The sequence below is a fragment of the Sphingobium sp. B12D2B genome (assembly GCF_025961775.1).
In the GTDB taxonomy this organism is placed as follows: Bacteria; Pseudomonadota; Alphaproteobacteria; order Sphingomonadales; family Sphingomonadaceae; genus Sphingobium.
This window is the reverse complement of the sequence record NZ_JAOQOH010000001.1, coordinates 1,213,798-1,228,047: the sequence shown is the minus strand read 5'-3', so window position 1 is coordinate 1,228,047 and position 14,250 is coordinate 1,213,798. Positions and strand designations below refer to the sequence as shown.

At 64.2% G+C, this 14,250-nt stretch carries 14 protein-coding genes, 1 tRNA gene and 1 pseudogene; 5 read left to right on the top strand and 11 right to left on the bottom strand.

The genetic code is table 11. The features are described from left to right. Nucleotides 1-372 precede the first annotated feature (372 nt). Nucleotides 373-462: transfer RNA gene (locus tag M2335_RS05870), tRNA-Ser, on the bottom strand. A 143-nt stretch (nt 463-605) separates the two neighbouring features. Between M2335_RS05870 and hspQ the strand changes: the two genes are divergently transcribed. Continuing rightward, nucleotides 606-1,001, top strand: a complete 396-nt coding sequence (gene hspQ, locus M2335_RS05865; RefSeq protein WP_264571004.1) for a heat shock protein HspQ — start codon at nt 606-608, stop codon at nt 999-1,001. 47 nt (nt 1,002-1,048) lie between these two features. Here the strand turns inward: hspQ and M2335_RS05860 are convergent, their stop codons facing one another. After that, on the bottom strand, nt 1,049-1,888 hold the full coding sequence (locus tag M2335_RS05860; RefSeq protein ID WP_181560303.1) for an ABC transporter permease: 840 nt from the start codon (nt 1,886-1,888) through the stop codon (nt 1,049-1,051). A 134-nt stretch (nt 1,889-2,022) separates the two neighbouring features. Between M2335_RS05860 and M2335_RS05855 the strand changes: the two genes are divergently transcribed. Beyond that, nucleotides 2,023-2,724, top strand: a complete 702-nt coding sequence (locus M2335_RS05855) for a GcrA family cell cycle regulator (protein ID WP_264594081.1) — start codon at nt 2,023-2,025, stop codon at nt 2,722-2,724. A gap of 110 nt (nt 2,725-2,834) precedes the next feature. Here M2335_RS05855 and M2335_RS05850 read toward each other — a convergent pair whose 3' ends face one another. Next, nucleotides 2,835-3,686: an outer membrane protein gene (locus M2335_RS05850; RefSeq protein ID WP_264571006.1), complete on the bottom strand. Its 852-nt coding sequence runs from the start codon at nt 3,684-3,686 to the stop codon at nt 2,835-2,837. Between the two features lie 352 nt (nt 3,687-4,038). Here M2335_RS05850 and parE point away from each other — a divergent pair, with 352 nt between their 5' ends. Next, nucleotides 4,039-6,018 carry a DNA topoisomerase IV subunit B gene (parE, locus tag M2335_RS05845; protein ID WP_264594080.1) on the top strand — a complete coding sequence of 660 codons (1,980 nt, stop codon included), beginning with the start codon at nt 4,039-4,041 and terminating at the stop codon, nt 6,016-6,018. Nucleotides 6,019-6,115: 97 nt separating this feature from the next. After that, nucleotides 6,116-7,555, top strand: a complete 1,440-nt coding sequence (locus tag M2335_RS05840; RefSeq protein WP_264594079.1) for a L,D-transpeptidase family protein — start codon at nt 6,116-6,118, stop codon at nt 7,553-7,555. A gap of 130 nt (nt 7,556-7,685) precedes the next feature. Here M2335_RS05840 and M2335_RS05835 read toward each other — a convergent pair. After that, nucleotides 7,686-7,808, bottom strand: a pseudogene (locus M2335_RS05835) (transposase); the annotation flags it as partial. A 120-nt stretch (nt 7,809-7,928) separates the two neighbouring features. On the opposite strand from M2335_RS05835, the gene M2335_RS05830 reads away from it, so the two are divergent. Further along, nucleotides 7,929-8,228, top strand: a complete 300-nt coding sequence (locus M2335_RS05830; RefSeq protein WP_264594078.1) for a hypothetical protein — start codon at nt 7,929-7,931, stop codon at nt 8,226-8,228. A gap of 59 nt (nt 8,229-8,287) precedes the next feature. Here the strand turns inward: M2335_RS05830 and M2335_RS05825 are convergent, their stop codons facing one another. The 7 genes from M2335_RS05825 to M2335_RS05795 all read right to left on the bottom strand — a co-directional run bounded on the left by M2335_RS05825 (nt 8,288) and on the right by M2335_RS05795 (nt 14,180). After that, a complete protein-coding gene (locus tag M2335_RS05825; RefSeq protein ID WP_181560308.1) occupies nt 8,288-8,557 on the bottom strand; it encodes a hypothetical protein in 270 nt (89 codons plus the stop codon). A 5-nt stretch (nt 8,558-8,562) separates the two neighbouring features. Further along, on the bottom strand, nt 8,563-9,123 hold the full coding sequence (locus M2335_RS05820; protein ID WP_264571009.1) for a type 1 glutamine amidotransferase domain-containing protein: 561 nt from the start codon (nt 9,121-9,123) through the stop codon (nt 8,563-8,565). A gap of 149 nt (nt 9,124-9,272) precedes the next feature. Then, on the bottom strand, nt 9,273-11,276 hold the full coding sequence (locus M2335_RS05815) for a TonB-dependent receptor family protein (RefSeq protein WP_264594077.1): 2,004 nt from the start codon (nt 11,274-11,276) through the stop codon (nt 9,273-9,275). 40 nt (nt 11,277-11,316) lie between these two features. Next, complete coding sequence (locus M2335_RS05810) at nt 11,317-11,940, bottom strand: SCO family protein (protein WP_264594076.1); 624 nt, start codon at nt 11,938-11,940, stop codon at nt 11,317-11,319. Continuing rightward, entirely contained in the window at nt 11,927-12,397 is a 471-nt protein-coding gene (locus tag M2335_RS05805; protein WP_264594075.1) for a copper chaperone PCu(A)C, read from the bottom strand. The genes M2335_RS05810 and M2335_RS05805 overlap by 14 nt, the downstream gene beginning before the upstream one ends. 67 nt (nt 12,398-12,464) lie before the next feature. Continuing rightward, nucleotides 12,465-12,851: a DUF2946 family protein gene (locus tag M2335_RS05800; protein ID WP_413716137.1), complete on the bottom strand. Its 387-nt coding sequence runs from the start codon at nt 12,849-12,851 to the stop codon at nt 12,465-12,467. A gap of 87 nt (nt 12,852-12,938) precedes the next feature. Further along, a complete protein-coding gene (locus M2335_RS05795) occupies nt 12,939-14,180 on the bottom strand; it encodes a DUF445 domain-containing protein (RefSeq protein WP_264594073.1) in 1,242 nt (413 codons plus the stop codon). Nucleotides 14,181-14,250: the final 70 nt, after the last annotated feature.

Here is a 14,250-nt window from a genome sequence, read left to right as displayed (position 1 = left end):
CGGTCCCGAGTTTTAGGAAACGTCTAATGAACAAAGGGCAGGTTTCAGCGACCATTCGAGCAGTGAATGTCGGCTATGCCGGGGCTTCCACGCGCCTGATCAAGCACGTGCCAATGATAGGTTTCAGAGAGAGCGAAGATATACGGCGGGCGCGCTTGAAGGGCGACCGAGTGCCAGAGTTGCGGACGCGCAAATAGAAGCCCGCCGTCGGAATGGATCCCCGCTTCGCAAGTCTCTCCAACGGGTTGACGTTGAGTTTGTGTGGAGTGCGCATAAGCCGCCATTATTACAATGGGTTAAGCCGTAAAGTCGGCCGTGTCGCACGCGATCTGCCGCAAACGGGACTGGGCTTGATCACTGAGGTGCAGGAACTGGCGGAGAGGGTGGGATTCGAACCCACGGTACGGTTGCCCGTACACCGCATTTCGAGTGCGGCGCATTCGACCACTCTGCCACCTCTCCGCAGAGGTTTTCGCGTCGCAGTGCCCTGAGAGAGGGCGCCGCTGCGGTAGTCGAGCGCGCGCTGTTAGCGGATGATCGGGGCTTTGCCAAGCAGTCGGTGCGGGAAAACTTGCACTCGGTGCCAGCGACACTAAATCTGTCTCATGAATCAAGCCCAAGCCCGCAAGTCATTCTCTTCCGTGACGCACATTCCGACGATCAGTGCCGCCCATCGCGTGTCGCACGCGCATTTCGGCATTGGGGAGAAGGTCCGGCACCGCCTGCTGGGGTTTCGCGGGGTTGTGTTCGACATCGATCCGGTCTTTTCCAACAGCGAGGAATGGTATGAGGCCATTCCCGAGGCGATGCGGCCGGAGCGGGACCAGCCTTTCTACCATCTGTTCGCGGACAATGGTGAAGCGACCTATGTTGCTTATGTGAGCCAGCAGAATCTGGTGGCCGACGGAACCGACGAGCCGATCGATCATCCGGCTGTCACCGCCTTGTTCGGCGAGCATCGCGGCGGGCATTATGCGCTCGACCCGAGCTACTGGCACTGAACTGACGGGCGGCGCCTCGCCTGTTGCAGTCGGGGCGATGCCTGTCTTCAGGATTTGATCCGCCACCCCTGCCGCAGCCCGATATAGCAGACGGCGGCCAGCACGAGGTTGAGCGCGAGCAGGAGCGCCGCGCCCACCGCGATGGGCGAATCGGCCGCGGCGAGGAAGCCATAGCGGAAGCCCGAAATCGCGTAGAAGAACGGATTGACGTGGCTGATCGCCCGCATGATCGGCGAAACGTGGTCCATCGAGTAAAAGGTGCCGGAGAGCAGCGAGAGCGGCGCGACGAGGAAGTTGGTAACGGCCGCGGCATGATCGAACTTCTCCGCCCAGATCCCGGTGAGAATGCCGAGAAAGCCCAGCATCGCCGAGCCGGCAATGCCGAAATAGACGACGGCCCAGAGATGATGCGGGGCCACATGGACGCCCGGCCAGGCCAGCATCGCCAGCCAGATCGCGCCACCGACAAAGGCCGCACGGGTCACCGAGGCCGCGACGAGGGCGAACAGCAGTTCCCCGGCGGAGAAAGGCGGCATGAGATAATCGACGATGGTCCCCTGCAGTTTGCCGGCGAGCACCACGGTAGCGGTATTCTGGAAGCTGTTCTGCACCATCGCCATGATGATGAGGCCGGGCGCCACGAAATCGGCGAAGGGCACGCCCATCACCATCAGGCCGCCACGCCCCAGCGCGACGGTGAAGATGATCAGGAACAACAGGCTGGTGAGCGCCGGCCCCCAGATCGTCTGCAGATGCACCTTGAGGAAGCGGCGGACTTCCTTGAGGTACAGGGCCTTCATCCCGGACCAGTTGACGCCGTGGATGACGGGAACGCCCGGTTCGTGACGAATGAGCGGTTGGGTGTGCGAGGAAGCAGGTTCGGCCATGAAACCGCCCTATCGCGTCCCACCCGCAGCAGCAATGGCACAGCGATACTGTGCCGCCCGGCTTTGTCGATGACAGGCCGTTTGACCTTTGGGCCATGGATGCCCATATGACCCGATCATTTGAAGGAATAGGCATGTCCTGGACAGACGAACGCATCGATCAGCTCCGGCAGATGTGGGAGCGCGGCATGACTGCGAGCCAGATCGCTGAAGAGCTGGGCGGCGTGAGCCGCAACGCCGTGATCGGCAAGGCGCACCGCCTTGGCCTGCAGTCGCGCCCCTCCCCCGTGAAGGCGGCGGACTCCAGCCGCGCTGCTGCGCCGCAAAGCCGCAAGGCCGCGCCTCCGCCGGCACCCGCCGCACCCAAGGCGGAAGCCGCGCCGGCGCCCGAGCCGCGCATCGCAAAGCCGCAGCCCAAGGCGCCGCCGGTGGTGGAAGCACGGCCGCAGCCGCCCGTCGCGGCCCAGCCTGCTGCCGACGCCCCGCCGCCGCCTCCCCAGCCCCGGATCGTCTCGGTTGGCCCTGGCGGCTTCCTGCGGCAGGGCCCGGGCGAGATGCAGCAGCCGATTCCGCCGGCACCGCCGCGCCGGCTGGTTCCCGCCAAGCCCAGCCCGGAAATCGCGGACAAGACCAGCCTGCTCGATCTCAACGAGAAGATCTGCAAATGGCCGATGGGCCATCCGGGCGAGCCGGACTTCCACTTCTGCGGTGAGAAGGTGAACCCCGGCTTCCCTTATTGCGTGGAGCATTGCGGGCGGGCCTATCAGGCGCAGCTGCCGCGTGGCACGCGCCGTCCGCCGCCGCCCATGCCTTATGGCGGCCCGCGGGTGCGCTGAGGCATCAAGCGATGACAAAAAAGGGGCCGGTTTCGGCCCCTTTTCTATATCTGGCATTCCAGTGCGACATACACCCTCCCGCCTTATGAAGCGGGAGGGCGCTATCGATCTTAGAAGCGGAAGCTCGCCGTCGCGCGAACGGTGTGATGATCGAACACATCGTTGGTGCGCTGGATGTCGGTGAAGCCAGCCGGCGTGATAACGAACGGGTTCGTCAACGAGGGCGGCGTGCCCTGACCGGCGCGAACCGTGTAGCCATCCGTGTTGAAGCGGGTGTAGCGATACTGCACGCCGATCGAGAAGTTCTGGCTCACGCGCTGCTCGATGCCGCCGCCAGCAGTCCAGCCCCACTCGTCCGCGCTTTCGTTGGACTCGGTGAAGGTGTTGAAGGTGTTGCTGGTGGCGAAGTTGTTCTTGATCTTGGCGTAAGCCACACCGCCGGTGCCGTAGATCAGCGTACCGGTGCCGAGTGCCAGACCGGCGCGCAGACGAGCGTTGGCATCCCAGTCAATCCGACGCGACAGGACATAGCTGGCCGGAGTGGTGCTGAAGCCGCTGACCGAGTTACCGATCATCGTGCGACCGCCTTCGATGACGGCGCCGACGACAAAGTTGCCCATCTGCATGTCATAACCGGCATGGACACCCCAGGCGACGCGACGATCCTTGTCACCGGCACAGGAGCCGGGCGTGGCACCAAGCGCGCGGCCGCGGCAGAAGCCGGGCGCGAAGGCATTGCCGGGGACAGCCGTAGAAACGGTATCGCCATAATTGCCGTCATTGTTGGTGTCGAAGGTCAGCGTCTCGAGCGTGTCGCGGTCATAATTGGGCTGCCAGGCCATGCCGAGCGAGCCACCGACATACGGACCGGTCCAATCACCCGCGCCATCCTGCGCCAGAGCCGGAGCGGCCAGCAGGCCTGCCATGGCGGTGGTGAGCGAAATGAGAGCGATCTTTTTCATACAATAAATCTCCTGCCTCTGAACTGGCTGGCCGCAATACGTTCACCCCCTCCAATTGGTTTCGCGAACTCGCTCACAAAATTCTGTTAACCACGACACCTGTCTCTTTTTTGTAACGCCTTGCCCGCGAATATTGCTGCCAGATGAACGAAACGGTCGCGATTATTGATTTTGCGTACTTCGTTGCTCACAAAGCCGTCTGCATCTGCAGGCTATTCTATTGCATTTGGCCGCGGTGCGGCGCTGCGATGATCGATCCGCTAGAGCGCTCGGGCGCCGACATGGTTCCACCACCCGCCGGATAAGATCACGCCGCTTGCGCCCGTGACTCCGCTGGCCCTATAGTTCCCGCATGTCCGACAACCTGTTCGACCAGAACATCGCCCGCACAACCGAAAGCTACGACGCCTCCGCCATCGAGGTGCTGGAGGGGCTGGAGCCGGTGCGTCGCCGCCCCGGCATGTATATCGGCGGCACGGATGAGCGCGCGCTGCACCATCTCGCCTCCGAAGTGCTCGATAATGCGATGGACGAAGCGGTCGCCGGCCACGCCACCCGCATCGAGGTGACGCTGGAGGCGGGCAACCGGCTGACGATCACCGACAATGGTCGCGGCATCCCGGTGGACCCGCACCCCAAATTCCCCGGCAAGTCGGCGCTGGAGGTCATCCTCACCACGCTGCACTCGGGCGGCAAATTCTCGGACAAGGCCTATGCGACCTCGGGCGGCCTGCATGGCGTCGGCATCAGCGTGGTCAACGCGCTGTCCGTCGACACCGAGATCGAGGTGGCGCGAAATCGCGAACTGTTCCGCCAGCGCTTCTCCAAGGGGCACCCTGTGGGTCCGCTGGAGAAGGTGGGCGCGGCGCCCAATCGACGTGGCACAAGCGTCAGCTTCACCCCGGATGGCGATATTTTCGGCGAGCTGAAGTTCAAGCCCTCCCGGCTGCACCGCCTCGCCCGCTCCAAGGCCTATCTCTTTGCCGGTGTGGAAATCCGCTGGAAATGCGATCCCGCCATCATCACGGATGACACACCCGCCGAGGCGGTGTTCCAGTTCCCCGGCGGCCTGTCCGATCATCTGCGTGAGCAGCTGGGCAATCGCGAGTGCGCGACGGCGGAGTTCTTCCGCGGCACGCAGGATTTCCCGGACGGTGTCGGGCGCGTGGAATGGGCCATCGCCTGGCCGCTCTGGTCCGACTGTTCCACCAGCTGGTACTGCAACACCATCCCCACCCCGGACGGCGGCACGCACGAGACCGGGCTGCGCGGCGCGGTCACCAAGGGCATCCGCGCCTTTGGCGAGCTGGTCGGGCAAAAGAAAGCCAAGGACATCCAGACGGACGACATCATGTCCGGTTGCGAGCTGATGCTGAGCGTGTTCATTCGCGATCCACAATTCCAGAGCCAGACCAAGGACCGGCTGACCAGTCCCGAAGCCGCGCGGCTGGTGGAAGCGGCTATGCGCGACCATTTCGACCATTTCCTCACGGACAATATGGACCGGGGCAAGGCGCTGCTCGGCCATGTGCTGGAGCGGATGGACGAGCGCCTGCGCCGCAAGCAGGAAAAGGAAATCAAGCGCAAGACGGCGACCTCCGGCCGCAAGGTCCGCCTGCCGGGCAAGCTGACCGACTGCTCGTCAGATGACCCCGAGGGCACCGAACTGTTCATCGTGGAAGGCGACAGCGCCGGCGGCAGCGCCAAGCAGGCGCGTGATCGCAAGACGCAGGCGATCCTGCCGATCCGCGGCAAAATCCTGAACGTCGCCTCGGCCACCTCTGCCAAGATCCTCGCCAATCAGGAAATCGCGGACCTGATCCTCGCCATCGGCTGCGGTACGCGGAAGGACTGCAACCCGGACAATCTGCGCTATGAGCGCATCGTCATCATGACCGATGCCGATGTCGATGGCGCGCATATCGCCACCTTGCTGATGACCTTCTTCTTCCAGGAGATGCCGGAGCTTGTGCGCCGGGGCCATCTGTACCTCGCCCAGCCGCCGCTCTATCGCCTCGTGGCGGGCGGCAAGAGCTGGTATGCGGCGGACGATGCCGCGCTCGCCAAATTGCGCAGTGGCGAACTCAAGGGCAAGAAGCTGGAGGTCAGCCGCTTCAAGGGCCTGGGCGAGATGAACCCCATGCAATTGCGCGAAACCACCATGGACCCCAAGAAGCGCAAGATGATCCGCATCACGCTGCCGCAGAAATATGAGGAGCGCGCGGGCGTGAAGGATCTGGTGGACCGGCTGATGGGCACCAATCCTGCGCATCGCTTCGCGTTCATTCAGGAGAATGCCGCGCAGGTCGACGAGGACGTCATCGACGCCTGAGCCGGGCGAGCCCACGGAATTTCGCGCTTGAAACCGCCCGTAACGGGAGCGTTATCCCGCGCCTCGCGTTTCCCTACCAAGCAGTCGGGAGACATAAGTGCGCACTGGAATTTTTGGATCATCGTTGCTGGCGGTCGCGCTGCTTCTTTTAGGTTGCGATAAAACAAAGGACAATCAGGATCAGGCCGGTGTCGCGCTGGAAGACATGCAGTGGAGCGACGAGGCAACCCATCAACTGACCGAAGCGCTGGCCCAGCGCGCCGCCCATGGACTGGACCAGAAGGATTTCGGCCTCGGCGGCTCGGGTGAAAAGGCCGACAAGACCCAGCTCACCAAGGCCGCGCTCGCTTATGCGCAGGCGCTGGCGCGGGGCGCGACCGACCCAACCAAGCTGTATGAGATTTATACCGTCCCTCGCCCCTCGCCCGATCTTCGCGCCGGGCTTGCGCAGGCGTTGCGGGAAGGCAAGGTCGGCGCGTGGCTGGCCAGCCTCGCGCCGCAGGATGCAAGCTATCGCAAGCTGTCCGAGACCTATCTCGCGCTGCGCAAGCAGGGCAATGGCGCCAGCACCGAAATTCCGGCAACCAGCGCGCCTCTCAAGCCGGGTGAGAGCGATCCCCGCATCCCGGCCATCGCCCGGCAGCTCGTCGCGACGGGTTATCTCGACAAGGCGAATGCCAGCACGGACACGCGCTACACCCCGGCAATCGCCGCCGCCGTGCGGGCCATGCAGGCGGACTATGGCATCGCGACCGACGGGGTGATCGGCGACGATGCGCTGAAGATCATCAACCTGTCCGACGCTGACCGCGCCCGCGCCATCGCGGTGACCATGGAGCGGATGCGCTGGCTCGAACGCACGCCGCCTGCGACGCGCATCGATGTGAACATCGCGGCGGCCCGGCAGAGCTACTGGCGCGACGGCAAGCTGGCCGATGTGCGCCGCGTGATCGTGGGCGAACCGGACCATGAAACGCCGATGCTCGGGTCGCCCATCTATCGCCTCGTCGCCAACCCGACCTGGACCGTGCCCCGCTCTATCGAAGAGAAGGAACTGGCCGGCAAGGGCGCAGACTATCTCCGCCGCAACAACATGGCGCGGAAGGACGGCTGGATCGTCCAGCAGCCCGGGCCGAAGAATTCGCTCGGACTGGTCAAGTTCGACATGAAGAATGATCACGCCATCTATCTGCACGACACGCCGGCCAAGCAGCTGTTTGATGACGTGCAGCGCCAGCGCAGCCATGGCTGCGTGCGCGTGCAGGATGCGCTAGGCTTCGCCGATATGATCGCGCGGGACGAAGGCGTGACGGCCGAATGGCAGAAGGCACGCGAAACCGGCAAGGAGAGCTTTGTCCCCCTGCCCCGCGAAATCCCGGTGCGGCTGCTCTACCAGACCGTGATCTTCGACGATGCCGGCGATCCAGTCGTGCGTGACGATCCTTATGGGTGGAACAACTCCGTCGCCGCCGCACTTGGCTTCGGCTCGGGATCGGAGCGGCGGGTGCGGGGTGACCGCGGCGACATTGGGCCGTGAGCCACTTGGTGCCGGCCGTAGACTCATAAGCGCTGAATCACAGGCTTGTCCGCCGGCACGATCGTGCGCGGGCAGAGATGATTGAGCGGCCTGTTTGCCCGACGTCAGGCCGAGCCGCATCGGTACCGTTGATGATCCAGAAGATGCCCTTCAGCACGCGGCGCCCATGGAGCTGCGGGGCGCCACGCAGCTCCATGGGTAGCAATGGTTCAATCGCGCGCCACTCGAAGCCGGTTAGATCGTATTGGCTCAGGCCGCTCCTGAATCAGAATGTGGCGCGATATGAAAGCCGCCTCTGGCAAATCCGCCGATAGCGGGCATGGGGGAGAATTGTTAAAGGAGTGGCGCCCGTCAGGAAAAGAGATGCCACGAAATGGCAACATTCAAGATCATTGGCAGTCGGCGATGTGGCCTCGAAGATTGCGAGTTTGATGTCATTCTCGAAGACGGCGAGATTATCGTGAACGAGATATTCCCAATCTGGGAAAAAGGAACGCTTTGGGAATTTATTATCCGGGCGATCGAACACCGATCAGATTCTATCACTCTTTTCTGTAAGACGTGGCTTCCGGAAAGCGGCGCATTCGTTGGCCTGAGCGTAAAAACCCGTGCGATGAATGCGGTGGATCGCAAACGCTATGCCAGCGTACTCGGTGGCCAAGATAACGGCTGAGTGTCGCTCCAGTTCAGACGGGCTCCTTCGATGATCGGTCCCGATTAAAGGTTCGCCGCCTAGCCTTCCGCCCGGCGCCGGCCGGGCCGCAGCAGGTAGCGCCACACCCCGACGAGATTGATGACGAGCAGCACGATGTTCTGCACGCCGATGCCTTCGCTCTCCGGCTGGAGGAAACCCCAGCCGATAAGCGCCATGGAGCTGGTGACGAAAATCACCATCGCCCAGCCCGTCCATAGCCTGCCGAGATTGAGCGACACGATGAGCGCGGCCAGCGTCGCCGCGGCCGCGCCATAATATTGTAAGGCTGTCAGCAAGCCGTCAGACATGCAGGTCAGGCCGCATCGACATGACGACCTTCAGCAAATTCCTCAATGATCTTGGCGCAGAAGGCGTCCAGATCATCCGGCGTGCGGCTGGTGACGAGGCCGTTGTCGACGACCACTTCCTCATCCACCCAATCCCCACCGGCATTTTCGATATCGGTCCTGACGGTGGGGTAAGAGGTGAGCGTGCGCCCCTCGACCACATCGGCCTCGACGAGCAGCCACGGACCATGGCAGATCACGCCGATGGGTTTGCCAGCTTCGGCGAAGGCGCGAACCAGATCGACGACATCATCATCGCCGCGCAGCTTGTCTGCGCCGACGCTGCCGCCGGGGATGATCAGGCCGTCGAAGTCATCGACAGACACATCGGCAACCGCGCGATCCACGGTGTAGGTGCCGCCGGGGTCGAGATCATTATTGTTGGTCTTGGCTTCACCCGTCTCGATGCCGATTACGGTGACGGTGGCGCCCGCCTTGGTCACGGCGTCGCGGGGTTGAACGAATTCGGGCTCTTCCGTGCCGCGCGGCGCGATGAGGATCGCGATGGATTTTCCTTCCAGACTCATGGGGTCTCTGCCTTTCCTTGCGTTTGGGGATATTCCGGACAACGCACCGGCAGGCGTTCCGAGCCCAAAGGACGTGCAAGACAGGCTGAACCGAACCAATCATACGCTGGCGGCGGAGCAACCCCCGCCGCCAGCGCTCTCATTCAGGCTCAGAAGCGGGCGCGAACGCCGCCGTACACCGCGCGCCGCTCGACCGGGTAATAGATTGCGGAGGCTGCATTAGCGGTGATTACGGCGGAAATGTCACCGATGGCCTTCTTGTCGGTGATGTTCCGTACGTCGAGGAACAGGTCGATCCCGCTGGTCAGCGTCGCGCCTGCTGTCAGGCCAAGCAGCGCATAGCCGGGCGTGCGCGTGCTGTTGGCGTAATCGGCAAACGCCCCCTGCGGCACCCATTCGAGATTGGGCGCGACATTGAGCGCCGGCGTCCCGATCCGTACTTCGCTGCGCAGCACATTCAGCGGCACGACCGGCAGGCGGTTGTTCCGGAAAACCGCGTCGCTGACGAAGTGGAAGTCCGAATATTGCCAGATCTGGCGCAGGCGCAGCCAGGGGGTCGGCGCGAGGCTGACGGCGGCCTCGATGCCACTGTGCCGCGTGCGATCCGCGTTGAAGGTGGCGGCCGGAACGGTGGTGCCATTGGGGGAATATTGCAGCAGCTCATCGCGCAGGGTGGCACGGTAGGCGGTGATATCCCAGCTCACCATGCCCGCCTGCCCGCGGGTGCCGATTTCCGCCGTCCAGGCCGTCTGCGGAGCGATGGCCGCAATGAGCGTGCTGACCGGCGGCGTGCCGACGCTCTGGAAGACCTCCCCGAAGCCCGGGAATTCCGCCGAGCGGCTGTAGTTGGCGAAGAGCTGGATGTCCGGTGTCGGCTCGATGAGCACGCCGAACTTGGGCGAGAATTCATTGAACGCCAACCGCCCGCTCTGCCCCGTGGAGAGCAGCACTGTGCGCTTGCGGAAGCCATCGGCATAAATGCCACCGGCAATCAGCGTGACGCCCGGCACCGGCTGCAGGCGCGCCTCGCCATAGACATTGGCGGTGCGCGCCGTCTGATCGGCATCGAAGGTCAGGGCACCACGTTCGCCATTCACATTCCGATACTGACGCGCCCGCGTTTCGCCATGGCGGAACTCGCCGCCCAGGGTGAAGGAGAGAATGCCGGCATCATGGTCCAGCCGGGCGAAGACGCCCCGGTCGGTCGATTTCTGATCGATCACTTCATAGATGGGGTGGAACAGATCCTTCATGTTGAGGAAGGCCCCGACATCGAGCCGGGTCTGCCCCCAATCGAAGCGGGTGCGGTTCTGCAGGCGGATCGAGTCGATATCCCGCCCCTGATCGCCGCTGAAATTGCCTTTTTGCGGATTATTCAGAACATCCGTAGCGGTAAGCGCGCCGGGCAGATCCTGACGGATGCGGTTGAGGCTCGCATAGAAGCGCGTGCTCACAACGTCGGACAGAGCGAGGCCGACATTGCCATGGACGCGCATGCTCTCGCGATGGGCGTGCTGGCGGTCGCCATCCGAGCTATCGGCGCTCATGCCGACCCAATAGTCGGCCGGGCCACTGGTGCCGCCATAGGCCGCCAGCCCCCGGACTGTCTCGAAGCTGCCGGCATCGGCACGTAGATACAGGCCGGGCGCGTCCTTGCCGGTGGGCGTCACGCCATTGATCGCGCCGCCCAGCGTGCCCGAGCCGAAGCGCAGGGCGTTGGCGCCGCGATAGACCTCCAGCCGCTCGAAGAAGATCGGGTCCAGTTCCTGAAAATCGCCATTGTCATCGGCGAGATTGATCGGCGCGCCATCCTGGAGCAGCGTGATGCCACGCATGTGGTAGCCGCGCGAGAGGCCCGAGCCGCGAATGGAGAGGCGAACCTCCTGCCCGTAGCGCGGCTGGGTGTAAACGCCCGGCGAAAAGGCGAGCGTATCGCGCAGCGAGACGATGGTCTTGTCGGCATAATCCTCGTGCCGCACGACATCGGTGCCGCCCGGCGTGGCGCGGGCGAGCCGCTCGGCTTCCTGCGTTTGGGACTGGCCCACGACGATGATGGTGCGCTCGCCATCGGCGGCGGCATCGGCAGCCTCCTCGGCAAAAGCGGGCGTGGCCATGGCGAGCATGGTTGCGAGAGCGATAAAGGACGTTTTCATGATGATGTCTCCCCCCGTTCGGGGTCTGAAATGTGGTGGGTCAGGCGATCAGGCGGCGAAGTTCGGCGAGGGCCGCATCTTCGCTATCCTGATCGCTCAGCAGGGATTGCAGGCGCCCGTCACGATCCATGAAGATGACGAAGGCGCTGTGATCGATGGTATAGTCGCCGCCCTCGAGCGGGATCTTCTGGTAGAAGACCCGGAATGACTTCGCGGCGTCGGCAATCTGCGTTGGCGAACCGGTGAGGCCGAGAATGGGCGTGCCGAACAGATCGACATAAGCGCCCACATCGGCCGGCTTGTCATGGCCGCTATCCACCGAGACGAAGACGATACGGAACTTGTCCCCATCGGCACCCATCGCCTTGCGCAGATGCGCCATGCGGCTGAGCGTCGTCGGGCAAATATCCGGGCAGCGCGTGAAGCCGAAAAAGATCGCATAGGGCGTGCCCTTGAGCGTCTGCGCGGTGACCGGCTTTCCATCCCTGTCGACCAGCGAGAAATGCTGGCCCACATCGGCCGGCGCCCCCGCAATCACTTGCGGTGGACCTTGGGTGACGAACCGTAAGGCCAGCAGAATACCAAGGCCAAGGGCAGCGAGCGCCACCAGCAGCCAGAGCCACAGACGAATGCGGGCCAGCCGGCGCGGATCAGTGTCCGCCATGGCTGCCTCCATAAGTGACGGCCTCGACGGCGAATAAGACCTGCACCTTGCCGGCGCGGGCGAAGTCGAGCGTGACGGGAATGGTCTCGCCGCGCACCAGCGGGCGCTTGAGGCCCATGAACATGACGTGGAAACTGCCCGGCTTGAGCGTCACCGAGCCGCCGGCCGGGATCGGCAGGCCGTGCTTGAGCGGCCGCATCCGCATGACGCCGCCCTCCATGCTCATGCTGTGGACTTCGACGCGGGCGGCCACGGGGGTACTGCCTCCGATGAGCCGCTCATCCGCACGGGCGCTGTTGGTGATGGTGAGGAAACCGCCACCCGCCGACTGCCCACGCGCGGTTTCCCGCGCCCAGGGTCGATCGATGGTGAGGCCGTCCTTCTTGACGCCCTGCGCGGTGGCAGGTGCCACCAAAGCTGCGGCGAAACCCGCCGCGATCAGGATAGGAATTTGCATTGTGAAGCACTCCGACATGCCCGCGCGTAACGACGCGCCGACAGGACCGACAAATCAGCTCAGATTGTCAGGCGTTGGCCGGAGGGCCGCGTAATGGGGGACGGAGATAGGTCTCATGCCGGGGCAGCCGCAGATCGGGCTGCAGCAGGGCCGTCGCGAAGATGAACGCCAGCGCGGCTTCAAGCACGACCGGATCGGTTGCGGCAAGCGCCTGAGCCGTCAGGCCACCGAAGGCGCAGGTCTGATCCGATTGGGTCTGCGGCGTCTTGTCCTTGCCCTCGACGGGAATGTGCAGCGTGATCGGCCCCGCCCCGCCGGACGAGCACAGCTCGACGGTTAGCGTCTTGCCACTGACGACCGGCATGAAGCCCGCCGGCATCAGCGCCTTGAACAGCAACGCGAGGCCGAGCAGCGTGGCAGCCCAGCAGCGGTGCGAATGAACAAGGCGGCGCATATGCAACACGGCCGCGCTCCTAATCCCCTCCGCCGCATTTGTCACCCGCGAACGGATAAAACCTTATAGCGCCCGCGCAGCGGCGGATTAGAACAGATAGCTCAGGCTGTGCAGCGTGAGACCGACCAGACCGCCGACCAGGGTGCCGTTGATCCGGATATATTGCAGATCGCGCCCGACTGCATTTTCCAGCCGTCCGGTGATCGTTCGCGCATCCCAACTGCGGACGGTTTCGGAGACCAGCAGGACGATGCTGTCGCCATAGCGCGCCGCCGTGCCGACCGCGACGCGCCGGGCGAAACGATTGACCACATGCTTGAGCGCGGGATCGTCGCGGAGCGTTTCGCCAAGCTGGCGCACCACCTCACCCATCCGCCCGGCGAGCGCTGCCTGCGGATCACGCGCGGCGCGCAGCATGGCCTCGCGCGCGGCTTGCCAGATGCCATCCAGCCAGCGCTGCATGGCCGGGTTGGCGATCATCTCGTCGCGGATGCGGTCGACCCGCGCCTGCATCTTGGGGTCGGTCTGGAGATCGTCCGCAAGAGTCGCCAGCCCCTCCTCCACCTTGGAGCGCAGCCGGTGCTCGGGGTCGTCAGCAGCCTCCTGCAGCAGCCTGTCCAGCCCGTCGATGATCTTGTTGGCCAAGGTCTCGTCGAGCCCCGTGAAGCGCATGATCTTGCCCGAGCGCTCATGCACGATCTGGCGGATGAGTTCGCGATTGGCTTCCAGCGTCCGCGCGCCCCAGCGGATCAGCGCATCGAGCACCGGCTGGTGGCGCCCGTCCTTCATGGCAGCGGCGAGCAACTGGCCCATCAGCGGCGCTGCATTGAGCTGCCCGATGCGCTGGACCAGCACGCCCTTGAGCATTCCGCCTAGCCGCTCGTCATCCAGCGCTTCCAGAGAATCGGCCAGCAAGCGGGAGGCGCCTCGGCGCAAGCGTCCATCACCGGCAGCCGGCGCCGCCAGCACGCGCCCGGCCGCTCCGGCGACATCCAGCCGGCCCATGCGGCGGGCCACGACGGCGGGCGTGAGGAAATTGTCGCGCAGGAAGACGGCCAGCGTATCGCCGATGCGATCCTTGTTGCGGGGGATGATCGCGGTGTGCGGGATCGGCAAGCCCAGCGGATGACGGAACAGCGCAGTAACCGCGAACCAGTCGGCCAATCCGCCGACCATGGCCGCTTCCGCAAACGCCCGGACGAAGCCCAAAGCCGGATGCAGGTCCTCGAACCGACGCGCCGACACATAGGCAATCGCCATCACGACCAGCAACCCGGTCGCAATGATGCGCATCTGCCGCACGCCGCTATGGACGGGAACCTTGATCATGCGACGTCTCTAGCCGAGTGCTGCCCCTGGGTCATCCGGCAAGGCATCGCGCGGCAGGTCCATCCCGGCA